We start from the raw sequence: 23,633 nt of genomic DNA, 5'->3' as shown, positions 1-23,633 counted from the left end.
TGGCCGCCGCCCTGCACGCGAAAAAAAACCTCGCGTGCAGGGCGGCGGCCGCGCGAAGCGGTCATCTTGTCAAGCGATTTCGACGTTCAATCGTAAAAAAATCGACAGGCTTAAGTCCGGTAGATTGTCTCCGACATGGATGCCGAGCTTGCCGAACTTGAAGCCCAACTCGCCAAGGCCCGATCCATCAAACAAGGCATGATGAACCAACTCCTCACTGGAAAGATTCGCCTCATATGACCATTGGCCAGCCCGAACGCGCCACGCAAAACCGCGTCGCCGCCTTGTTCCGCGACGAACTGGGCTATCAGCCCCTCGGCGATTGGACCCATCGCCCGAACAACAGCAATGTTGAAGTCGCGCTGCTCTCGGCCTATCTGACCAAACGTGGCTACAGCGCGGCGCAGATCGGGCGCGCTGTCGATCGCTTGCGCGTCGAGGCTGGCAATCCCAACCGCAGTCTCTACGACAACAACAAGGCCGTCTACAGCCTGCTCCGTTACGGCGTCCAAGTGCAAGAAGCCGTGGGCAAAAACGCCGAAACAGTCTGCCTGATCGATTGGCGCGAACCGCTGCTGAACGATTTCGCCTTCGCCGAGGAAGTCACGCTGCACGGCAACCATGAGCGCCGTCCCGATATCGTCATCTATGTCAACGGCATTGCCGTCGGCGTGCTGGAACTGAAGAACAGCCGCGCCGATATCGGCATCGGCATCCGCCAAAACCTCTCCAACCAGCAGGCGGCATTCAATGAATGGTTCTTCAGCACGATCCAGTTTGTTTTCGCAGGTAATGATTCCCAAGGCCTCAAATACGGAACGATCAAGACCGAGGAAAAGTACTTCCTGACCTGGAAGGAAGACGAGGCCGATAACAGCCGCTTCAAGCTCGACAAGTACCTGCTGAAGATGTGCGACAAGACGCGCCTGATCGAGTTGATGCACGATTTCGTGCTGTTCGATGGCGGCTTCAAGAAACTGCCGCGCGTGCACCAGTATGCCGGCATCAAGGCGGCGCAGGCCCATGTGCATCGCCGCGAGGGCGGCATCATCTGGCACACCCAGGGAAGCGGCAAGAGCATCGTCATGGTCTTGCTGGCCAAATGGATCCTGGAAAACAAACCCAACGCCCGTGTTGTCATCGTTACCGACCGCGACGAACTGGACAAGCAGATCGAGGGCGTGTTCATTGCCGCCGACTATCCGATGACACGCGCTAACAGCGGGCGCGACCTGATGGCCAGGCTCGGCCAGGCCGCGCCACGCCTGCTGTGCTCGCTGGTACACAAGTTCGGCAAGAAGGGCGTCGACAATTTCGAGCACTTCATCAAGGATCTGGAAGCGCAACCCTGCCCGACAGTCGGCGAGATATTTGTCTTCGTCGACGAATGCCACCGCACCCAGAGCGGCAAGTTGCACCGCACAATGAAGGCGCTGATGCCGAATGCGGTATTCATTGGTTTTACCGGCACGCCACTGCTCAAGCAGGACAAGCAAACCAGTCTGGAAGTGTTCGGGGGCTACATCCACACCTATAAATTCAGCGAGGCGGTCGAGGATGAAGTCGTGCTTGATCTGATCTACGAGGCGCGCGACATCGACCAGCGGCTTGGTTCGGAAAAAAAGATCGACGCATGGTTCGACGCCACCACCAAAGGCTTGAACGACTGGCAAAAGGCGGCCCTGCGCGAGCAGTGGGGAACGATGCAGAATGTACTCAGTTCCAAGTCGCGCATGCATCGGGTGGTGGCCGACATCGTTTTCGATTTCAGCGACAGGCCGCGCCTGTCCGACCAGCGCGGCAATGCCATTCTGGTCGCTTCCAGTATCTATGAAGCGTGCAAGTATTTCGAGCTGTTCCAAGGCACGCCGTTCAAAGGCAAATGCGCCGTGGTTACCTCCTACAACCCCCACGCGCAGGACATCGCGCTGGAAGACACAGGCGCCAATACCGAAACCGCCAAGCAGTTCATCTACAACACCTACACTGCATTGCTGCACAACGTCGCGGCGCTGCCCGACAAGTCCAGGACCGAAACCTACGAGGACCATGCCAAGAAGCTGTTCAAGGAGCAGCCGGCGAACATGCGCTTGCTGGTCGTGGTCGACAAGCTCTTGACCGGCTTCGACGCGCCAAGCTGCACCTACCTCTACATCGACAAGCGAATGCAGGATCACGGCTTGTTCCAGGCTATCTGCCGCACCAACCGGCTCGATGGCGACGACAAGGAATTCGGCTACGTCGTCGATTACAAGGATTTGTTCAAGAAGGTAGAGAACGCCATTGCCGTGTACACCTCGGAACTGGACAACAGCGCCGGCGGTGCCGCTCCCGAGGTACTGCTTCAGGATCGCTTGAGCAAGGGGCGCGAACGACTGGACCATGCGCTGGAAGCGGTCGCGCTGCTTTGCGAGCCGGTGGCGCCGCCCCAGGGCGAGCTCGAACACATCCGCTACTTCTGTGGCAACACCGAAATTGCGGACGACCTGAGGGCGCACGAGCCGCAGCGTGTCGCACTCTACAAGGCCATGGTGGCGCTGGTGCGCGCTTTCGCCAATATCTCGGACGACCTCGGCAAGGCCGGTTATACCGATGCCGATATCGGCCGCATCAAACAGGCGCTTGAGCGCTACCTGAAACTGCGCGAGACAATCCGCAACGCCGCCAGTGAAAAGCTGGACATGAAGCCCTTCGAGGCTGACATGCGCCACCTGATCGACACGTATATCGAAGCGAGCGAACCAAGGAAGATCTCGCCGTTTGACGACATGCCGCTGCTCGAATTGATTGTCAAGACGGGCATTGCGAAAGCCATTGACAGCCTGCCGGCGGGGCTCAAGGGCAGCAAGGAGGCGGTTGCCGAAACCATCGAGAACAACGTGCGCAGCAAGATCATCAAGGAACACCTGAACGACCCGGCCTATTACGCCAACATGTCGGCGCTTCTCGACGAGATCATCGCGGCGCGCAAGGCCAAGGCGCTTGAGTACGAAGACTACCTCGGCAAGGTCGCCGATCTGGCGAAGCGGGTCGAGGCGGGCCAGGCCGATGACACCCCGCCGCAGCTGAACACGCCGGGACGACGCGCGCTATACAATTTGTTGCGGCAAGGTGGTTCTGGCGCACCGCATGTGGCGCAATCAGGGGCGGGTAATCCGGGTGCCGACAGCGATGCCATGGTGGCGCTTGCACTCAGGATCGATGCCGCCATCAAACACGTACGGCCCGATGGCTGGCGCGGCGTCCAGGCGAAAGAAAGCGCGATCAAGGCAGCCTTGTACGGGATCTTGCAGAACGTGGATGAGGTCGAACGTATTTTCCCGATCATCCGGCAGCAAAAGGAATATTGACTTTGATGCAATTCAAGCTGGGCGATATCGCTGTCGAGGTCGTTCAGAAGGATATCAAGAACCTTCACTTGAGCGTCCATCCTCCCGCCGGCAAGGTGCGCATTTCCGCGCCCTTGCGCATGGATATCGACACCATCCGGGTGTTCGCCATCACCAAGCTGGCCTGGATCAAGAGCCAGCAGAAGAAGTTGCGCGAGCAGCAGCGCGAAACCCCACGTGAATATCTCGACCGCGAGAGCCACTACGTTTGGGGCAAGCGTTACCTGCTCAAACTGGTGGAGAAAGAGGCTGCTCCTAACGTCGAGCTCAAGCACAACAAGATGATTCTCCAGTTGCGGCCCGGGGCCAGCCACGAGAAACGGCAAGAGGTACTCGATGCCTGGTACCGTGAGCAGCTAAAAGAAGTCATTCCCTCCCTGATTGCTAAGTGGGAGAAAGTTGTGGGCGCGAAGGCCGGAAAGTTCTACGTGCAGAAGATGAAAACAAAATGGGGCAGTTGCAGCCCCGGCCCCAAAAATATCCGTATCAATACTGACCTGGCAAAGAAACCGTTACATTGTCTAGAGTATATCGTCGCCCATGAACTGACTCACTTGGTGGAGCGGCATCATAATGACCGTTTCATCGCGCTCATGGATACCCACATGCCACAGTGGCGTCAATACAGGGAAATGCTGAACAGTCTGCCGTTGGCGCATCAGGAATGGGAGTATTGACGAACACCGTAGCGCTTACCATGCTCGCTGCCAGTATCAGATTGCCCGGTAGTCAACAATGTCTTGCTTGCTTCACGAATGTTAGCCGGCCCTCAGTCTTGCTAGCCTTTTCTTGCAAAATCGAATCGTTTGCTTCAATAACTCAAGCTGCGTGACGGCTGCTGCTCGTGCCCCCCACCGCAGACGGGAACTCTTCCCCGGGTGTACTATTCTGCTTCGCATCCCGCTAAGGAAGTCATGTTTGCCTCTTCGTTGAAAGCGTTGAAAGCGCCGGCCCACGCCCTCGCGCTGTTCCTGCTCGTCCTCTCGTTCCTGCTCGTCCTCTCGTTCCTGTTCGCCGCCCCCGCGCGCGCGGAAGATGACTATCTCGCCCCCGAGGTGGCCTTCAAGTTTTCGGCCCGCATGGTCGATCCGCAAACCATTGCCGTCACCTACGACATCGCCGACGGCTACTATATGTACCGCGAGCGCTTCAAATTCACGGTCGCCAACGCCACCCTCGGCGCGCCGGTCATCCCGGCCGGCAAGGTCAAGTTCGACGAAACGTTCCAGAAGGACGTCGAAAGCTACCGCAAGAGGGTTACCATCACGATTCCCGTCGAATCGTCCGGCATGTTCACCTTGACGGCGTCCTCGCAAGGCTGCGCCGACGCCGGCCTGTGCTATGCGCCGCAGGAAGCGGTTGCGCGCCTGGTCGGTTCCGGCGGTTCGTCGCCCGTGCCCGGCATGAAGCCCGGCATCGCCATCCCCGGCGCCACGCAGCCGATGCAAGATACCGGCAACCCGGCCATCCTCGATCAAGCCACTGGCGCAGCCGCGCCCTCCGCACCGGCGCCAGCGCCTGGCGACAGCGCCGCGCTGCTCGGCGGCGGCAAGCTCTGGCTGATCATTCCAGCCTTTATCGTGTTCGGCCTCGGCCTGTCGTTTACCCCCTGCGTGTTGCCGATGGTACCGATCCTGGCGTCCATCATCGTCGGCGAAGGCGAGGGCACCACGCGCGCGCGCGGCTTCATCCTGGCGCTGGCGTATTCGCTGGGCATGGCCCTGGTCTACACCGCCCTCGGCGTGGCCGCCGGCCTGATGGGCGAAGGCCTGGCCGCCGAGCTGCAAAAGCCGTGGATCCTGATCGGCGTCGGCATCATGATCGTCGGCCTGTCGCTGTCGATGTTCGGCGTGTACGAACTGCAAGTGCCTACCTTCCTGCAAAGCCGCCTGGCCAGCGCGTCGGACCGCCAGTCGGCCGGCAAACTGGCCGGCGTGTTCGTCATGGGCGCCATGTCGGCCCTGATCGTCGGCCCCTGCGTGGCGGCGCCGCTGGCCGGCGCGCTGACCTTCATCTTCCAGACACGCGACGGCGTCATCGGCGGCGTGGCCCTGTTCTCGCTGGCGGTGGGCATGAGCATTCCGCTGCTGCTGGTCGGCTTGTCGGCCGGTTCCCTGCTGCCGCGCACGGGCGGCTGGATGAACAAGGTCAAGAAATTCTTCGGCGTGAGCATGCTGGGCATGGCCTTGTGGCTCACTTCGCCGGTGCTGCCGCCGCTGCTGCACATGCTGCTGTGGAGCGCGTTGCTGCTCGGCTACGGCGTCTATCTGCTGCGCGATACTCGCCACTGGGGCGCGATGGCGCTGGGCGTCGTCTTCGCCATCCTCGGCGCGCTGCAACTGGTCGGCCTGGCCACCGGGGGGCGCGACCCGCTCGCGCCGCTGGCCCACCTGGGCGTGGGCGGGCAACAGCATGGGCTGGCGTTCACCCGCATCAAAACCGTGGCCCAGCTCGACGCCGCGCTGGCGCAACACGCCGGCAAGACCGCGATGCTCGATTTTTATGCCGATTGGTGTGTGTCTTGCAAGGAAATGGAAAAGCTGACCTTCGTCGATGCGCGCGTCAAGCAACAACTGGCCGGCACCCTGCTGCTGCAGGTGGACGTGACCGCCAACGATGCCGACGACAAGGCCATGCTCAAGCGCTTCGGCCTGTTCGGGCCGCCGGGGATCATCTTGTTCGACAAGGGCGGCCAGGAAATCGCCGCCAGCCGCGTCATCGGATATCAGAATGCGGACAAGTTCAGCGCGTCGCTCAGGAAGCTGGACTAGCAGCCTGTCGGACTTGGGATCGTCGGCTGCAAAAATACCTGGGACGGTCCATATTTCGCCGCTTTCTCGGCCAATAGCCCGCTATTGGCACTGCGAAATCGTCAAAATCTGGCCTCGCCCAGCTATTTTTTCGCTTCGACTCCCCAAGTCCGACAGGCTGCTAGCCAGCTCAGCTACCCGGCAGGATGAAGTCGTCGTTCTCGGGTTTGCCGCCCAGCAGTTCGTCGAGACGGCCGCGCAGGCTGCGCGCCATCTCGCTGCCTTTGGCCTTGAGCACGGCTTGCAGGTACTGCAGGCGCAGCGCGCGGAAGTCGTCAACGTTGTTGCACTTTTCAACCTTGAGCTGCAGCATGATGCCGCGCAGGCCGATGGTGCTCTTGATGGTCTGGTTGTAAAAATCGTACAGGTGGCGGAAACGCGTAGCGTCGTCGAGCAGGGTTTCGGCCAGCGCTTGCGGCGATTGCAAATGCGCGCTGGCCACCTGCGGTAGCGGCGCCTCGTCAGGGATATCGGCTTCCAGGTGGGCGCCCTCGACGCCGGCCGCGCGCCGCGCCAGCTGGCGTGCCCGGGCCGACTGCGGCAGCTTCGATGGCGGCCCCGCCACATCCGGTTCCGACCCGCTGGCAAGGAAGATATAGCCTTCTTGCAGCAATTCCTTGACGCTGTCCCCGGTCACGCCCACGCCGCCAAAATTGCGCAGCAAATCGTCGAGCGAGTGGCGGCCGTCGATCATCACCAGCAGCGTACGCAGGCGCGACGCCAACTGGTGCTTGCGGGTGGATATTTCCTCTCGACCCTTGTCGGTCTTGTCGTACACCATTGTGCCCATGCTGCCTCCGGATTGTGGTTTTTTAATGCCGCAGCCGGAAAAGGTTTTTGGATTGCCGCGCGGATAGATTTTCCTCAGGATACACTATGTTACACTTTGTGAGAATGCTGTAGCGCCTTTATTTAAGGCAGCGGGCAACAAGTGCAGTGTCAGTACAACATTGCTAAAAATTAAGCCCTGCGCGCCGGAGAGGCGCGCAGGGCTTGATCACGCATGCTGCGGCCCGGGAAAGCGGCCTCCATCACGACTCAGGCAGGGCGCTTGTGCTTGCCGTGATGGCCGCGCCGCATGCCTTGCTCGTCAAACACTTTCTTTTGTTCCGGCGTGAGCGTCGCATACAAGGTGTTCAGCGCGGCCAGCCGGGTTTCCATGTGGGCCACATGCTGCTTGGCCATGTCCAGCTGCTGTTCCATGCGTTCCGGCGCGCTCTTGCCGGCCCACTGGCCGCGTTCGCCACGGGCAGGGCGCTCGCCCGGCTTGCTGGCGGCGCTCCACGCGGCCCAGGCCGGTTCTTGTTCCGCGCTCAGCTTGAGCTGCTCGTGCAGGCGCGCCTGGCGCTCGGCCATGTGGGCCTGGCGCTTGGCCATGTGCGCCGCGCGATCGCCGTGATGGCGTTCCACGCTGGCCGCTTTCGGATTGCTCTCCTGGGCGTGTACGGCAACGGCGGCGCCGCCCATGCCCAGGACGGCCAGGCTGATCACGAGGGTGTTGCGGACGGTAGTGAGTACGTTCATGGCGTTTCCTTTGGATGAAATGTGCGGGGTGCAACTGCATCATCTGCCTTGCATGTTTCCATGCCGTTTCCGCTGCCAACCAGTTTGTATCAATATGTATCGGCCCCATGCCAATATACATGACGATACAAAACCGCTATCCGGGCCTGCGGTAAGTGGGGATAATTGCGGGCATGGATACTCCTTCTACCATTCTCATCGTCGACGACGACCGCGACATCCGCTCGCTGCTGGCCGATTACCTCGAATCGAACGGCTACCGCGCCCTGGCGGCCGCCGACGGCACGGCCATGTGGAAGACGCTCGATGAAGCGCGCCCCGACCTGATCGTGCTTGACCTGAACCTGCCGGGCGACGACGGGCTGACCTTGTGCCGCAAGCTGCGCGCCAATTCGACCCTGCCGGTGATCATGCTGACCGCCCGCAACGAGCCGCTCGACCGCATCCTGGGCCTCGAAATGGGCGCCGACGATTACCTGCCCAAGCCGTTCGAGCCGCGCGAGCTGCTGGCGCGCATCCGCAGCGTGCTGCGCCGCAGCCACGCGATGCCGTCCAATGCCCCGTCCGACAACGCCCAGCAGATGCGCTTTTCCGGCTGGACGCTCGACCTGACCGCGCGCCACCTGCTCAACCCCGAGGGCATCGTGATCATGTTGTCGGGCGCCGAATTTCGCTTGCTGCGCGTATTCCTCGAGCATCCCAACCGCGTGCTCAACCGCGACCAGCTGCTCAACCTGACCCAGGGCCGCGACGCCGATCCGTTCGACCGCTCGATCGACATCCAGATCAGCCGCCTGCGCCAGAAACTCGGCGAAGACGCGCGCCTGCCGCAAATCATCAAGACAGTGCGCAACGGCGGCTACGTGCTGGCCGGCCAGGTGACGGTGGAGCCGGGCACGTGAAGGCCTTCTTCGGTTCGATGACCGGGCGCGTGTTCCTCACACTGCTGCTCGGCGTCGTGATCACGGCCGTGCTGACCCAGCTGCTGGCCGAAAACGAACGCCAGCGGGTCATCGAAGCCTTCCGCGACCAGCACGCCATGGACCGCGCCGAGCAACTCATCACCGCCACCGAAACCGTGCCCGCCTCGGCCCGCCTGGCTTACCTGTCGGTGGCCAACCGGCCCGGCATCCAGCTGGTGGTCATCACTGACGACTTGCCGGTCAAGCCGGCCCAATCGGCCTTTACGGCGGCCCTGGCCGTGCGCATGGGGCCGCAGTACAAGCTGGCCACCATCGCCCACCGGCCCGCCGCCTGCGACGTGCCGCGCATCCAGAACAGCATGTTCGGCCCGACCGAATCGCAATGGAAAGGCGTGTGCGAAAGCATCAACGTGCGCCTGCGCGACGGCGAACTGCTGCGCCTGATGGTGATGCCGCCGCCGCCTTCCGTGATCGCCCACGAAACCGATTACCGCATGATCATCGGCATGTTCCTGGTCAGCATCGCCTTCCTCGCTTACCTGGTGGCGCGCATGACCACCCGGCCGCTCAAGCAGCTGGCGCAAGCCGCCAAGGACCTCGGCAACGACATCAACCACCCGCCCTTGCAATTGTCGGGCGCGAGCGAGATCCGCCAGGCCAGCGCGGCCTTCAACGCCATGCAGGCGCGCATCCGCCAGTATATTTTCCAGCGCACCCAGATGCTCGCCGCCATCACCCACGACCTGCAAACGCCGCTCACGCGCATGCGCCTGCGCCTCGAAAAGGTCGGCGACGGCGAGCTGCGCGACCGCCTGGTGGGCGACCTGTCGGCCATGCAGGAAATGGTGCGCGAAGGCTTGGACCTGGCGCGCAGCACCGACACCACCGAAGCGATGCAGGCGCTCGACCTCGATTCCCTGCTCGATTCGGTCAGCTGCGACGCCACCGACGCCGGCCAGCAAGTGGTGGTACACGGCCACGCCGGCATGGCCTTGCTGGGACGGCCGATGGCGCTGCGGCGCTGCCTGGTGAACCTGATCGACAACGCCGTCAAGTACGGCCAGCGCGCCGACCTGACGGTGGAAGCGGGCGCCGGCGCTGCGCGTATCCGCGTGCGCGACAACGGCCCCGGCATCGCGCCGGGCGAGCTGGCGCGCGTGTTCGAACCGTTCTACCGCGTCGAAACCTCGCGCTCGCGCGAATCGGGCGGCACCGGGCTGGGCTTGACGATCGCCCGCAATATCGCCGAGCAGCACGGCGGCAGCATCGCGCTGATCAACCATCCGGAGGGCGGCCTGGAAGTGACCCTGGTCTTGCCGGAGTACTATGCTGGCGCTTAGGCGCCACGCCGTTTTGCCTCACCTTTGCCTCATTCAATTGAACCGATCATAAGCCGCCCGCAGTGGCGACCAGGGAAACGCATGAAAAAGAAGAGCATCGTCATCCTCGCCGGCCTGGCCGTCCTCATCGGAGCGGGCGGGTGGTATCTGGGCCGTGATGACAAAGCCGCCGGCGACGGGCAGGCCGGCAAGGGCGGAGCGGGTCCCAACGGCGGCGCCCAGCCGCCGGCCATCGTCAACGTGGTCGCGCCCCAGCGCCAGGATGTGCCGGTGGTGTTGCAGGCCAATGCCAGCGTGACCCCGGTCAGCACGGTCGACCTGCATCCGCAGACGACCAGCACGATCCGCAAGGTGCATATCAAGGAGGGCCAGTTCGTCAAGGCCGGTGAACTGATGTTTTCGCTGGACGACCGCAGCGAGCGCGCCAATATCGACAAGGCGCGCGCCCAGATGGCGCGCGACGCCGCCAGCGCCGCCGACCTGGAACGCCAGTACAAGCGCAGCGAGGAACTGTTCGCGCAAAAGTTCATCGCCCGCAGCGCGGTCGACACCCTGAAAAGCCAGCTCGACTCGGTGCGCGCGCTGGTCGGCGCCGGCCAGGCCGCGCTCCAGGCCGAGCAGGTCAACGCCAGCTACAGCGCGATCCGCGCGCCGATGGCGGGCCGGGTCGGCGCCATCAATGTGTTTCCGGGCAGCCTGGTGCAACTGGCCACGTCGCTCACCACCATCACCCAGCTCGATCCGATCAACATCGCTTTCAACGTGCCGGAAAGCGCGCTCGGCGACCTGCTGGCGGCCCAGAAAAACGGCGCGGTAGTGGTTGACGCACTGGCCGGGCCGCAGGCCAAAGCGCTCAGCGGCAAGCTCAGTTTCATCGACAACGCCGTCGATCCGCTGGCCGGCTCGATCAAGGTCAAGGCCCTGTTCCAAAACAAGGATGCCAGCCTGTGGCCGGGCCAGTACGTCAGCGCGCGCGTGACGGTGCAGACGATCAGGAACGCGGTGGTGATTCCGCAGGCGGCCATCATCAGCAATACCCGCGGCACCTTCGTGTACGTGGTCGACGCCGACCACAGCGCCAAACAGATGGCGGTGGTGCGCCTGCACGCCTTTGGGGTGAACGCGGCCGTCTCGGGCCTGAACGGCGATGAAAAAGTCATCACCGAGGGCAAGCAGAACCTGCGCCCCGGCGGCAAGGTCAGGCTGGCCGACGCCGGCGCGCCCAAGAGCGATGCCAAGACTGCGGTGGCGGCACAATGAATTTGTCCGAACTGTGCATCCGGCGCCCCGTCATGGTGGTGCTGCTTTCGCTGAGCATGATCCTGGTGGGCGTGCTGTCGTACCTGGCCATTCCGGTCGCGGCGCTGCCCAGCTATAACACCCCGGTCATCAACGTCCAGGCCAACCTGTCCGGCGCCAGCCCGGAAACGATGGCGTCCTCGGTCGCGCTGCCGTTAGAGAAGCAGTTTTCGACGATTGCCGGCATTAACCTCATTACCTCGACCAGCACCCAGGGCCAGACCTCGCTGACCCTGGAATTCGACCCCAGCATCGACGTCAACGTGGCCGCCATCGATGTCCAGGCCGCGCTGCTCGGCGCCCAGCGCCAGCTGCCGCAGGAGATGACCGAGCTGCCGTCCTACCGCAAGGTCAACCCGGCCGACGCGCCGGTGCTGTTCATGGCCATGACGTCGCCGTCGATGAATTTGTCGGAACTGAACGACTACGCCGAAAACCTGGTCGCGCCAAGCTTGTCGACCCTGCCCGGCGTGGCCCAGGTGACGGTCAATGGCCAAAAACGCTTCGCGGTGCGGGTGCGCGCCCGGTCCGACCTGATGAACGCGCGTAACCTGTCGATGGACGAACTGGCGCTGGCGCTGCGCGCCGCCAACTCGAATGCGCCGCTGGGCGTGCTCGATGGCCCGAGCCAGACCATGACCATCCAGGGCAACGCCCAGTTGATGAACGCGGCCGCGTTTTCCGACCTGATCGTCGCCACCCGCAACGCTGAGCCGGTGCGCCTGAAAGACGTGGCCACGGTCGAAGACAGCTACCAGTCGGTGAAAACGGCCGGCAGCTACAACGGCGAGCGCTCGATCGTGCTGCTGGTGCAGCGCCAGCCCAACGCCAACACGGTGCAGGTGGTCGACGCGGTGCGCAAGCTGCTGCCGCGCTTCCAGGCCCAGTTACCAAGCTCGATCAAGATCAACCTGGTCAACGACCGCTCGGTGTCGATCCGCGAAGCCATCCACGACGTCAACCTGACCCTGGCCGGCACCGTGGCGCTGGTGGTGCTGGTGATCTTCCTGTTCCTGCACCGCGCCGCCGCCACCTTCATTCCGGCCGTGACCATGCCGATTTCGCTGCTGGGCGCCTTGTCGCTGCTGTACGCCTTCGGCTACAGCCTGGACAACGTGTCCCTGCTCGGCATCACCCTGGCCGTCGGCCTGGTAGTCGACGACGCCATCGTGGTGCTGGAAAATATCGTGCGCCACATCGAAATGGGCAAGAAACCGGTGGACGCGGCCTTGATCGGCTCGCGCGAAATGGGCTTTACCATCGTTTCGATTTCGATCTCGCTGGTGGCCGTGTTCATCCCGATCTTCTTCATGCCGGGCGTGATCGGCCTGTTGTTCCATGAATTCGCGGTGGTGGTGGGCCTGTCGGTGCTGGTGTCGGCGCTGGTGTCGCTCACGCTCGTGCCGATGCTGGCCAGCCGCCTGCTGCCGGCGCATGCAAGCGAAGAGGGCGGCGAAAAGAGCTTCATCGGACGCCACTTCGAAGCCGGATTCGCGCGCGTGCGCAACGGCTACGCCCGCTCGCTCGACGTCGCGCTGGCGCACCGCTTCATCGTGCTGGCGCTCGCCCTCGGCACCTTTGTGCTGACGATCATCCTCTACACCACCATCCCCAAGGGTTTCTTCCCCGAAGAAGACCTGGGCCAGTTGCGCATGACGATCGAAGCGGCCGAGGATACCTCGACCGACGCCATGCTGATCCTGCAAGAGAAAGTGGTGGCCGTGATCCGCGCCGACCCGAACGTGCAGGATGTGACGTCGTTTACGGGCGGGGGCAACACCGGGCGCGGTTTCATCGCCTTGAAGCCGCGCGACGTGCGCGAGAAAATGCCGCTCGTGGTCGAACGTTTGCGCCGCGCCACGCGCCAGGTGGCCGGCGCGGCGGTGTTCCTCTCGCCGATCCAGAATTTGCAGCTGGGCGGGCGACCCAGCAAGAGCCGCTACCAGTACACCTTGCAAAGCGTCAGCTCCGACGCGCTGGGCGACTGGGCCAACAAATACCTCGAGCGCATGCGCGCCGATCCAAGCTTTCGCGACGTGACCAGCGATTCGCAGAACCGCGGCCTGCAAGCGACCTTGAAAATCGACCGCGACAAGGCCAACGCCATGGGCGTGCAGATCGCCGACGTGCGCACCGCCCTGTATGCGGCGTTCGGCGAGCGCCAGGTCTCGACCATCTATTCGGCCGCCGCCAGCTACAACGTGATCCTGGAAGCCGAACTGGCCGACCGCCAGTCCGAGGATGCTTTGGGCCGCGTCTCGGTGCGCAGCAAGGGCGGCCAGCTGGTGCAGTTGTCGAGCTTTGCCACGGTCGAACGCACGGTCGGGCCGACCTCGGTCAACCACCAGGGGCAGCTGCAGGCGATCACCTTGTCGTTCAACCTGGGCGCCGACGTGCCGCTCGGGGTGGCCACCGGCAAGATCGACCAGATGGGCGTGGACATGAAACTGCCGGCCTCGGTCATCACCAAGTACGGCGGCGACGCCGCAGTGTTCCAGGATTCGCAGTCGAGCCAGATCATCCTGATCGTGGCCGCGCTGGGCGTGATCTACGTGTTGCTGGGCGTGCTGTACGAAAGCTTCATCCACCCGCTGACCATCCTGGCGGGCCTGCCCTCGGCCGCCGTCGGGGCGCTGCTGACCTTGCGCATCTTCGGGCTGGACCTGACCATGATCGCCATCATCGGCATCCTGATGCTGATCGGGATCGTCAAGAAGAATGCCATCATGATGATCGATTTTGCCCTGCATGCGCAGCGCAACGAGGGCCTCAGCCCGGTCGAAGCGATCCGCGAAGCCTGCATCCTGCGCCTGCGGCCGATCCTGATGACCACCCTGGCCGCGCTGATGGGCGCGCTGCCGATCGCGCTCGGCCTGGGCGCCGGCGCCGAACTGCGCCAGCCGCTCGGCCTGGCCGTGGTCGGCGGCTTGCTGTTCTCGCAAGTGATCACGCTCTACATCACCCCCGTGATCTACCTGTTCCTCGACAAGTACAGCGGCAGCGGTCCGATGACCGACGCCCAGCTGGCCGATGTCGAGCAAGCGCACTGATATTTCCAAAAGGTATTTAATTGACTGGAAACAACACGGCGATGTGACCGCCTGCCACCATGGAAGCCATGCATCTTCATTGACAGGCGGTCACCATGAAACCTTACAGCGTCACCCTCATCGGCATGGGCCCGCGCGGCCTGTCCCTGCTAGAGCGCATCGCCGCCTTCGCGCGCGCCCACAATACGCCCCTGCAAGTACACCTGATCGACCCGGCCGAGTGCGGTCCGGGCGTGCATGCGCCGGGCCAGCCGCAGCACCTCCTGATCAATACCGTGGCCAGCCAGGTCACGATTTTCCCCTTCCGCGAGGCGGTCGAGCTGGCACCCGTGTGCGCCACGCCGTCGCTCACCGAATGGGCCCACGCCGAGGGCTACCGCCGCTTCGACGACCAGTTCGTGCAGGTCGCGCCCGGGGAAGAGGGCGGCGCCGCGATCACGCCGCTCGACTACCTGCCGCGCTATTTGCTGGGCCGCTACCTGGTCTGGGCCTACGACGCGATCCGCGCGGCGCTGCCGCCCACGGTGGCGCTGACGCACCTGCGGCAGCGCGCCATCGACATGTTCCAGATGCCCGACGGCAGCTTCATGGTGGAGCTCGACAGCGGCTTTTCGGTCAGCAGCGATTTCGTCTTCATGACGACCGGCCACAGCCGCAATAACCTGACCGACCAAGAAGCCTGGTGCCACAAGTTTGCCCAGGACCACGCGCGCTACAACGGCAAGCTGGCCTTCATCCGCCATGTGTATCCGCTCGACAAGCTGGTCGGCATCGCCAGCGACGCCCGGGTCGCCATCGAAGGGTTGGGCCTGACCGCGCACGATGTGGTCTCGCAACTGACGGTGGGCCGGGGCGGGCGCTTCGAGCCGTCCGGCAGCGGTCTGCGCTACATCGCCTCGGGGCGCGAGCCGGCCCTGCTGCTGTTTTCGCGCAAATGCCTGCCGGCGGCGGCGCGCGGCGTCAACCAGAAAGGCTTGAACGGACGCCACCAGAGCCGCTTTTTCACGCGCGACGCGCTGCGCGTCCTGCGCCAGCAAGCCCAGCGCGAGCGCGGCAGCCCCCAGCTCGACTTCGACCGCGAACTGTTGCCGCTGCTGATACGCGAAATGGGTTACGCCTGGCGCTGCGCGCTGGCCGGGGCGAGGAGCGCGCCCGCGCCCGATCCCCTGCACTACGCGCTCGGCGCCGAGGAGCGCGCCGCCATCGACGCCATGCTGTTCCCCTTGCAGGGGCGCAGCTTCGCCACGGCCGAGGACTTTGCCACCTTTTTCACCTGCATGATCGCCGACGACCTGTCGGAAGCGCGCCGGGGCAACCTGGGCAGCCCGATCAAGGCCGCCACCGACGTGCTGCGCGACGCCCGCGCCGTGCTGCAGGACATGATCGAGCATGGCGGCCTGACCGCCGCGTCGCACCGCAAGTTTCTCAGCGTCTATAACCCGGCCATCAACCGGGTCACTTTCGGCCCGCCGGGCCAGCGCAATGAGCAGTGGCTGGCGCTGCTTGAAGCCGGCGTGCTGAGCGTGGCCGCCGGTCCCAACGCGGCCGTGCGCATCGACGAAGACCGTTCCCAGTTCGCCCTGCACACGCGCTTCGCCTCGGGGGCGACGGTCCAGCATGTGGATGCGCTGGTGGTGGCCCGGCTGGATGTGTTCTCGCCCGAAACCGACGAAAGCCCCTTGATCCGCAAGCTGCTCAAGCGCGGCACCATCCGCCCTTATTACAATGGCACCTTCCATCCGGGCGGGGTGGATATCGACCAGGCCAACCATCCGCTCGACAGCGCGGCGCGCCCGGTGGGCAACCTGTGGGCGCTCGGCTACCTGGTGGAAGGGCCGCATTACTACACGCACGCCTTGCCGCGCCCGCAACTGCACTCGCGCCAGGTGCTCGACGCCGAGCGCTGCGTGCGCGAACTGTTCGCGCAAATGGCCGAGCGCGACAGTGCGCGGCGGCAGGTGCGTCCGCGCGTGTTTGCCAGCGCCGAACGGGTGACGAGCTGAGGCTTGGGACGCTCATATTGTTGCAGCGCTGATACATATAGTAACAACTATCAAGACACTCATCTTGTAAGCTGCACGGGGTGAGCTTGCCAATGCGCAAAAACCACAAAACGGTTAGACTTCGGCTCCTGAGCCGCAATTTGCTGGCGCCGTCCCTGGAAAGCTGTTTACATTTTGCGCGACCATTCCCACCATTCGACCGAGAACAGCGGCTACTGCGAGCATTGCGGTCAGCCCTTGCCCGGTGTCGCGGTGCCCAGTTACGAGGTCAAGCGCTTCAATTCGGTCGGCGTGGGCGTCACGCTGGCCTTGCACCTTTTGTTGCTGCTGCTGTGGGTAGTCAATCCGCAAAAAGAGCAAAAAGCGCCGCCGCCCAATTCGGGCGGGGAAATCACCTACGTCACGCCGCTGCCCGAGAACAAGCCCAAGCGGCAGCCGAAGGAACAGCCGAAAACCACGCCCAAGCCGACCACCCAGGCGCGGCCCAAGCCGCCCACCGTGGCCAGGGTCCAGCGTTTGCCCGACACCATCACCTTGCCGAATGAAAAGCCGGTCAAGCAAGCCGACGTTCCCGAGCCGCCCAAGCCGGTGCGCCCGGCCGCGGTGGCGCCCGAGACCGACATGGCGGCCGCGATCGAAGCGCGGCGCCGCGCGCGCGGCCAGACCGAGAGCGAGCAGCCGGCCGAGGAAAGCGCGGCCGAGCGCGGCATGCGCATCGCCAAGGCGAATATCGCGGCGGCCAACGGGCGCAGCATGGGCGACGACCGCAACGATACCGGCGGCGTGTTCGAGGTGAAAAAGAATGCGATGACGGCCACGGTCAAGTTCCGCGGCTGGAATCCGAGCTTCAAGCGGCGCTGGCTGCAGGAAGTCACGGTCGAGCTGGGCAATGAGAAGGATATCGAGACGGCCGTGATCAAGAAGATGATCGAGATTATCCGCAAGGAAAAGACCGGCGACTTCGAATGGGATTCGCACCGCTTGCAGCGCGTGGTGAAGAAGAGCGCGCGGGTGGAGGATACGGCGGAACTGGCTGATTTCTTGCAGAAGGAAATGTTTCCGGAAAACCGGCGCGGACGCTGAGCCGGCGGGATGAAAAAAGGGCGCCGCGGCGCCCTTTTGTTTGTATCGCGGCCTCAGCCGCGCGCCTTGAGCAAACGGGCGATATCGAGCGCAAAATAGGTCAGCACGCCATCGGCGCCGGCGCGCTTGAACGCCATCATCGCTTCCATCATCACCTTGTCATGATCGAGCCAGCCGTTTTGCGCGGCCGCCTTGATCATCGCGTACTCGCCGCTGACCTGGTAGGCGAAGGTCGGCACCTTGAACTCGTCCTTGACGCGGCGTACGATGTCCAGGTAAGGCATGCCCGGCTTGACCATGACCATGTCGGCCCCTTCGGCGATATCGAGCGCCACTTCGCGCAGCGCTTCGTTGCCGTTGGCCGGGTCCATCTGGTAAGTGAACTTGTCGCTTTTGCCCAGCGACGCCGCCGAGCTGACCGCCTCGCGGAACGGACCATAGAAGGCCGACGCGTACTTGGCCGAATACGCCATGATGCGGGTGTGGATGTAACCCTGCGCTTCGAACGCTTGGCGCAAGGCGCCGATGCGCCCGTCCATCATGTCCGACGGCGCCACCACGTCCACGCCGGCCTGCGCGTGGCACAGGGCCTGGCGGATCAGCATGGCGGTGGTTTCGTCGTTGAGCACGTAGCCGTTCTCGTCGATCAGGCCATCCTGGCCGTGGCTGGTGTAGGGGTCGAGCGCGATGTCGGTCAGCACGCCCAGTTCAGGAAAGCGCGCCTTGAGCGCACGCACGGCGCGCGGAATCAGGCCGTCCGGGTTGGTCGCTTCGACCCCGTCCGCGGTTTTCAGCGCCACGTCAATCGAGGGAAACAGGGCCAGCACCGGAATGCCGAGCTTGACGCACTCCTGGGCGACGTCGAGCAGCAGGTCGACCGAGAGGCGCTCGATGCCCGGCATTGCCGCAATCGGCTGGCGCTGGTTGACGCCGTCGACGATGAAGACCGGATAAATCAGGTCGGACGAGGTGATCGTGTTTTCGCGCACCATGGCGCGCGAAAACGGGTCGCGCCGCATGCGGCGCATGCGCGTGGCGGGGAACTGCACTGGCAGAGTAGACATCGTTTTTTTCCGAGTGAACAAAAATCAGGGAATCAGGCCTCGTCGTCGCTGTCGACCGGGTCGACCAGCGGCGTGTCCGGATCGGCCTCGATCGGCGTCAGGCCCAGCAGGTCGATGATCTTGTCGTTGGCTTCCTCGATGCCGACGCGCTTGAGCGCCGAAAACAGTTGCACCGTGAACGGGAAGCCTTCGCCATCTTCGTCAACATAGCTTTCGAGCATCATGCGCGCCTGGCGCAGGGCGTTGGTCGATTCGTTGCGGTTGAGCTTGTCGGCCTTGGTCAGGATGCAGTGGATCGGTTTGCCGGTCGGGGCGAACCATTCGAGCATCTGCACGTCCAGTTCGGTGAACGGACGGCGCGAATCCATGATCAGCACCAGCGCGGCCAGCTGCTCGCGGCGCTGGACGTAGTCGCCCAGCAGCTTTTGCCAGTGCAGCTTGGCCGAGCCGGACACTTCGGCGTAGCCGTAGCCGGGCAAGTCGACCAGCAGCGCTTCGATTTCCTCGACGATGGTGGCATCCTTGCGGTGTTGCCCGACGTGCGCGCCACCGATCGAAAAATAATTGATGTGCTGGGTGCGGCCCGGCGTTTTGGACGCGAACGCGAGGCCTTTCTGATTTGTCAGAATGTTAATGGCGGTCGACTTTCCCGCGTTGGAACGGCCGGCGAAGGCGATTTCCGGGGCCTGCGTATCGGGCAGGTCACGCAGTTGGTTGACGGTCGTAAAGAAGCGGGCTTGCCAGAGTTTGGACATGGGATGGGCAGAAAATGCAACAAGAGGGGCGATAACGCGAGAAAGCTATTGTACAATAAGGGGTTACGAATTGTTGTCACGCAAAAGCCATGGCGAGCACACAAGATCGTTTGCACTACATTAGAACCGAATTTCCGGGGCAGGTCTGGACCGGAAATTTTCAACAAAACCAATTTTCGACTTGTCTCAGGGTGTTTGAATGAATCGTGCGTTTTTACCGGCCGCCGGAGCGGCGTTTGTGAAATCCTTGCTGCTGGCTACGTTTGCCGTGTCGGGCCTCGTGTCCGCTGCCGAGCATGCACCCGCCCCAGTCAAGGCCGACGCCGCTAAAGGCGCTACCCTGTACGACAGCGGCGACGCCGCGCGCGGCTTGCCCGCCTGCGCTTCCTGCCACGGCGCGGCCGGCAATTCGACCATCGCCGCCAATCCGAAGCTGGCCGCCCAGTTCGAGGCTTACACCCACAAGCAACTGATCGATTTCACCACGCCCAACCGGGTCAATCCGGTGATGACGAGCTTCGCCAAGATGCTCTCGGACGATGAAAAGAAAAACATCGCCGCCTATCTGTCCACCCAAGCCCCGAAAGCGGGCGCGGCCAAGAACAAGGATACCGTCCTGCTCGGCAAGAACATCTATCGCGGCGGCATTCCCGGCACCGGCGTGGCCGCCTGCGCCAGCTGCCACGGCGCCAACGGCAACGGCATCCCGGCGCAATTCCCGCGCCTGTCCGGCCAGCACCAGGATTACACCATCAACCAGCTGCAAGCCTTCAAGAGCGGCGCGCGCAAGAACAGCGTGCAGATGACGACCCTGGCCAAGCGCATGTCGGACGATGAAATGAAAGCGGTCGCAGACTACATCGCCGGCTTGAAATAAGCACAACAAGGCGCGTGCCGCACGGTGCGCGTTTTGCCACGGAAGGTCGAAGGGCGGCGGCGCGCAAGCGGGCTGCCCTTTTTGTTGGTATCCTCGCGGGTTGAGCCTACTGGAATAGGCTCTAAGTCGTGCCTGCACATAGGGATCTGTAGAAATGAGCACCACCGGAATTGTCATAAACACGCGCCGCCCCGTCCTGGCCGAGGCGGTCGAGCTGGTCTCGTCGATGCGCTTTGCCATCAGCATGCTGACCATCATCGCGATTGCCTCGATGATCGGCACGGTGCTCACGCAAAACCAGCCGATGCCCAACTATGTCAACCAGTTCGGCCCGTTCTGGTTCGATGTCTTCAACAAGCTCGGCCTGTACGCGGTGTATTCGGCCTGGTGGTTCCTGCTCATCCTGGTGTTCCTGATCCTCTCGACCGCCCTGTGCATCGTGCGCAATGCGCCGAAAATGATCAAGGACATGCGCAGCTGGCGCGACAATGTGCGCGAAAGCTCGCTGCGCAATTTCCACCACAAGGCCGAATGGACGGCGCCGCTCTCGCGTCCCGAGCTGGCGCGCCAGAGCGCCGCCCGCCTGGCCGACGCCGGCTACGCGGCCAAGATCGTGGAAAAAGACAATGGCACCCTGGTGGCGGCCAAGAAGGGCGCGGCCAACAAGTTCGGCTATATCTTCGCGCACAGCTCGATCATCATCATCCTGGTCGGCGGCATGCTCGATTCGGATATTCCGATCCAGTTCCAGGAGTGGTTCCTGGGCAAGACGCCGTTCGTGGGCGGCGGCCTGATTTCCGAGATTCCCGAAAAGCATCGTCTCAGCCTGGGCAATCCGACCTACCGCGGCAATACCCTCATTCCCGAAGGCCAGTCGAGCGATATCGCGATCATTCCGCGCCCGGACGGCTCGCTGCTGCAGCCGCTCCCGTTCACGATCCAGTTAAAGCGCTTCAACATCGATTTCTACTCGACCGGCATGCCCAAGCTGTTCGCCAGCGAAGTGGTGATCCGCGACCATGAAACCGGCAAGACCTTCCCGGCGACGATCAAGGTCAACGAACCGCTGATCTACAAGGGCGTGGCGGTGTACCAGTCGAGCTTCGAAGATGGCGGCAGCAAGCTCAAACTGGTCGGCTACCCGATGAGCGGCACCGACCAGGCGTCGTTTACGATGGAAGGCGAAGTGAACTCGTCGACCCCGCTCAAGCGCGGCGCCGACGAGTACACGGTCGAATGGAGCAGCTTCCGCGCGTTCAACGTCGAAAACACAGGCGGCAAGGACGATGCGCGCGCCGTCACCAAGGGCCAGAGCCTGAACGAACAGTTCGCCGCCAAGCTCGACAAGCATTCCGGCTCGGCCGGCAAGAACGCCGGCAACAAGGACTTGAAAAACGTCGGCCCGAGCGTACAGTACAAGCTGCGCGACAAGACCGGCCAGGCGCGCGAATACCAGAATTACATGCAGCCGGTGACGATCGACGGGGTCCAGGTGTTCCTGGCAGGCGTGCGCGCCTCGCCCAACGAGCCGTTCAGCTTCCTGCGCATTCCGTCCGACGAGGCGCACACGGTCAAGGAATGGATGCGCCTGCGCGCCGCCCTGGCCGACCCGGCCCTGCGCGAACTGGCGGCCGAGCGCTACGCGCGGCGCGCCATGCCGTCCACCAGCAACAGCCCGGCCGCCGCCCTGGCGCGCCAGTTGCAGGAATCGTCCTCGAAAAGCCTGGCCATTTTCGCCGGCGACGGCAAGCAGGGCGGTTACGCGGCGGTCTCGCGCTTCCTTGAAAAAATTCCCGCCGCCGAGCAGGAAAAGGCCGCGAATATCTTCATGAAAATCCTCAACGGCACCCTGTGGGAGCTGTGGCAGGCCGCGCGCGAAAAACAGGGCCTGGCCCCGGTGGCCGGCGACGAGACCCAGGCGCGCTTCCTGCAACTGGCTACCAATGCCCTGTCCGACAGCTTCTTTTATGGCGCCCCGGTCTACCTGCAGCTCGACGACTTTGTCGAAGTCAAGGCCTCGGTGCTGCAGGTGACGCGCTCGCCGGGCAAGGCCGTGGTCTACCTCGGCTGCGTGTTCCTGGTGCTGGGCGTGTTCGCCATGTTCTACATCCGCGAACGGCGCCTGTGGGTCTGGGTGCGCGACGGCGAGGCCGGCGGCCCCGCGCACGCCCTGATGGCGATGAGCACGCAACGAAAAACGCTTGATTTCGAGCATGAATTTAACGATCTGAAAGCCAAGCTGCCGCAGTTGGCGTAAGCTGGGCCGACAGCGTATCAGCAGCACTGGAGAACATGATGCAAGCTACACAAACCCCGCAAGGCGCACCGGCGCAGACGTACCAGCAGGCGCCCGGCTACTTCAAGCGGCTGGCCCCGGCCGACTGGCTGTTCGCGGCCGTGCTGCTGGGCGCGGCGCTGTTCGCGCTCAACCGCTACGGCGCCTACATGGACATTTACGAAAAGGTGATCCTGGTGCTGGCCGCGCCCACCTTCGCCGCGCTCGGCTGGCACTGGAAGCCGGTGCGCTGGCTGATGCCGCTGGTGGCCTTGCTGTCGTTCTTCGCCATCGCGCTGTACGACCATAACCTGGCCATGGCGAACAAGAAATTCTTCCTGAAATACATGCTGTCGAGCCAATCCGCGATTTTGTGGATGAGCGCGCTGTTCATTTTTTCCACCGCGTTTTACTGGGTCGGACTGGCCAGCCGCGCCAATTTCGGCTTCTCGGTCGGCTCCAGGCTGTGCTGGGCCGCCGTGGTGCTGGGCTGGACCGGCATGATGGTGCGCTGGTACGAGTCCTACCTGATCGGCCCCGACGTCGGCCACATTCCAGTGTCGAACCTGTATGAAGTGTTCGTCCTGTTCTCGATGATCACCGCCATGTTCTACCTGTATTACGAGAAACACTACGCCACCCGCCAGCTGGGCGCCTTCGTGCTGCCGGTGATCGCCGCCGCCGTCACCTTCCTGATGTGGTACGCCGACTCGCGCGACGCCGCCGACATTCAGCCGCTGGTGCCGGCCCTGCAGAGCTGGTGGATGAAAATCCACGTGCCGGCCAACTTCATCGGCTACGGCACCTTCGCGCTGGCGGCCATGGTCGGTTCGGCCTACCTGCTCAAGTCGGCCGGCTACCTGCAAGACCGCCTGCCGTCGCTGGAAGTGCTCGACGACGTCATGTACAAGTCGATCTCGGTCGGTTTCGCTTTCTTCACGGTGGCCACCATCCTGGGCGCCCTGTGGGCGGCCGAAGCCTGGGGCGGCTACTGGTCGTGGGATCCGAAGGAAACCTGGGCCCTGATCGTCTGGCTCAACTACGCGGCCTGGCTGCACATGCGCCTGATGACCGGCCTGCGCGGCCGCGTGGCGGCCTGGTGGGCGCTGATCGGCCTGGTGGTGACCACCTTCGCGTTTTTGGGCGTGAACATGTTCCTGTCGGGCCTGCATTCTTATGGCAAACTTTAATGACGAAACTGTAATCAAGCAAAGCGGCAAGATGGTGTAAGGTAGCTTCAC

The 23,633-nt window shown here is 63.3% G+C and carries 16 protein-coding genes; 12 read left to right on the top strand and 4 right to left on the bottom strand.

Annotation, left to right across the window (positions count from 1 at the left end; genetic code table 11):
* The first annotated feature begins 236 nt into the window (after positions 1 to 236).
* The 3 genes from F1735_RS08270 to dsbD all read left to right on the top strand — a co-directional run bounded on the left by F1735_RS08270 (position 237) and on the right by dsbD (position 6,160).
* Positions 237 to 3,350 (top strand): type I restriction endonuclease subunit R, encoded by a 3,114-nt coding sequence (locus F1735_RS08270; RefSeq protein WP_167236484.1) that lies wholly within the window; start codon positions 237 to 239, stop codon positions 3,348 to 3,350.
* Positions 3,351 to 3,355: 5 nt separating this feature from the next.
* Positions 3,356 to 4,066 (top strand): M48 family metallopeptidase, encoded by a 711-nt coding sequence (locus F1735_RS08265; protein WP_167236483.1) that lies wholly within the window; start codon positions 3,356 to 3,358, stop codon positions 4,064 to 4,066.
* Between the two features lie 237 nt (positions 4,067 to 4,303).
* Positions 4,304 to 6,160, top strand: a complete 1,857-nt coding sequence (gene dsbD / locus F1735_RS08260) for a protein-disulfide reductase DsbD (RefSeq protein ID WP_167236482.1) — start codon at positions 4,304 to 4,306, stop codon at positions 6,158 to 6,160.
* 169 nt (positions 6,161 to 6,329) lie between these two features.
* On the opposite strand, the gene F1735_RS08255 is transcribed toward dsbD, so the two are convergent.
* Both F1735_RS08255 and F1735_RS08250 read right to left on the bottom strand, forming a co-directional pair.
* A complete protein-coding gene (locus F1735_RS08255; RefSeq protein ID WP_167236481.1) occupies positions 6,330 to 6,989 on the bottom strand; it encodes a hypothetical protein in 660 nt (219 codons plus the stop codon).
* A 248-nt stretch (positions 6,990 to 7,237) separates the two neighbouring features.
* Positions 7,238 to 7,723 (bottom strand): Spy/CpxP family protein refolding chaperone, encoded by a 486-nt coding sequence (locus F1735_RS08250; protein ID WP_167236480.1) that lies wholly within the window; start codon positions 7,721 to 7,723, stop codon positions 7,238 to 7,240.
* Between the two features lie 173 nt (positions 7,724 to 7,896).
* Between F1735_RS08250 and F1735_RS08245 the strand changes: the two genes are divergently transcribed.
* The 6 genes from F1735_RS08245 to F1735_RS08220 all read left to right on the top strand — a co-directional run bounded on the left by F1735_RS08245 (position 7,897) and on the right by F1735_RS08220 (position 17,421).
* A complete protein-coding gene (locus F1735_RS08245) occupies positions 7,897 to 8,625 on the top strand; it encodes a response regulator (protein WP_126077535.1) in 729 nt (242 codons plus the stop codon).
* Positions 8,622 to 9,986 carry an ATP-binding protein gene (locus tag F1735_RS08240; protein ID WP_167236479.1) on the top strand — a complete coding sequence of 455 codons (1,365 nt, stop codon included), beginning with the start codon at positions 8,622 to 8,624 and terminating at the stop codon, positions 9,984 to 9,986. Before F1735_RS08245 ends, F1735_RS08240 begins: the two co-directional genes overlap by 4 nt.
* Before the next feature lie 81 nt (positions 9,987 to 10,067).
* Complete coding sequence (locus F1735_RS08235; RefSeq protein ID WP_167236478.1) at positions 10,068 to 11,246, top strand: efflux RND transporter periplasmic adaptor subunit; 1,179 nt, start codon at positions 10,068 to 10,070, stop codon at positions 11,244 to 11,246.
* A complete protein-coding gene (locus F1735_RS08230; protein ID WP_167236477.1) occupies positions 11,243 to 14,335 on the top strand; it encodes an efflux RND transporter permease subunit in 3,093 nt (1,030 codons plus the stop codon). The genes F1735_RS08235 and F1735_RS08230 overlap by 4 nt, the downstream gene beginning before the upstream one ends.
* 95 nt (positions 14,336 to 14,430) lie before the next feature.
* Complete coding sequence (locus tag F1735_RS08225) at positions 14,431 to 16,338, top strand: FAD/NAD(P)-binding protein (protein ID WP_167236476.1); 1,908 nt, start codon at positions 14,431 to 14,433, stop codon at positions 16,336 to 16,338.
* A 174-nt stretch (positions 16,339 to 16,512) separates the two neighbouring features.
* On the top strand, positions 16,513 to 17,421 hold the full coding sequence (locus F1735_RS08220; RefSeq protein WP_167236475.1) for a hypothetical protein: 909 nt from the start codon (positions 16,513 to 16,515) through the stop codon (positions 17,419 to 17,421).
* 53 nt (positions 17,422 to 17,474) lie between these two features.
* Here the strand turns inward: F1735_RS08220 and hemB are convergent, their stop codons facing one another.
* Positions 17,475 to 18,485: a porphobilinogen synthase gene (gene hemB / locus F1735_RS08215; protein WP_167236474.1), complete on the bottom strand. Its 1,011-nt coding sequence runs from the start codon at positions 18,483 to 18,485 to the stop codon at positions 17,475 to 17,477.
* 32 nt (positions 18,486 to 18,517) lie between these two features.
* Positions 18,518 to 19,240, bottom strand: a complete 723-nt coding sequence (gene yihA / locus F1735_RS08210) for a ribosome biogenesis GTP-binding protein YihA/YsxC (RefSeq protein ID WP_229476843.1) — start codon at positions 19,238 to 19,240, stop codon at positions 18,518 to 18,520.
* Positions 19,241 to 19,439: 199 nt separating this feature from the next.
* On the opposite strand from yihA, the gene F1735_RS08205 reads away from it, so the two are divergent.
* From F1735_RS08205 to ccsB, 3 genes are all read left to right on the top strand, one after another.
* A complete protein-coding gene (locus F1735_RS08205; protein WP_167236473.1) occupies positions 19,440 to 20,117 on the top strand; it encodes a c-type cytochrome in 678 nt (225 codons plus the stop codon).
* 154 nt (positions 20,118 to 20,271) lie between these two features.
* The gene (locus F1735_RS08200) at positions 20,272 to 22,374 is read left to right on the top strand and encodes a cytochrome c biogenesis protein ResB (RefSeq protein ID WP_167236472.1); all 2,103 of its coding nucleotides are present in this window, start codon (positions 20,272 to 20,274) and stop codon (positions 22,372 to 22,374) included.
* A gap of 35 nt (positions 22,375 to 22,409) precedes the next feature.
* Positions 22,410 to 23,582: a c-type cytochrome biogenesis protein CcsB gene (ccsB, locus tag F1735_RS08195; RefSeq protein WP_373888485.1), complete on the top strand. Its 1,173-nt coding sequence runs from the start codon at positions 22,410 to 22,412 to the stop codon at positions 23,580 to 23,582.
* Positions 23,583 to 23,633 lie beyond the last annotated feature (51 nt).

It is taken from the genome of Massilia genomosp. 1 (assembly GCF_011682185.1).
Lineage (GTDB): Bacteria > Pseudomonadota > Gammaproteobacteria > Burkholderiales > Burkholderiaceae_D > Telluria_A > Telluria_A rubra.
This window is presented reverse-complemented; position numbering and strand designations above follow the sequence as displayed.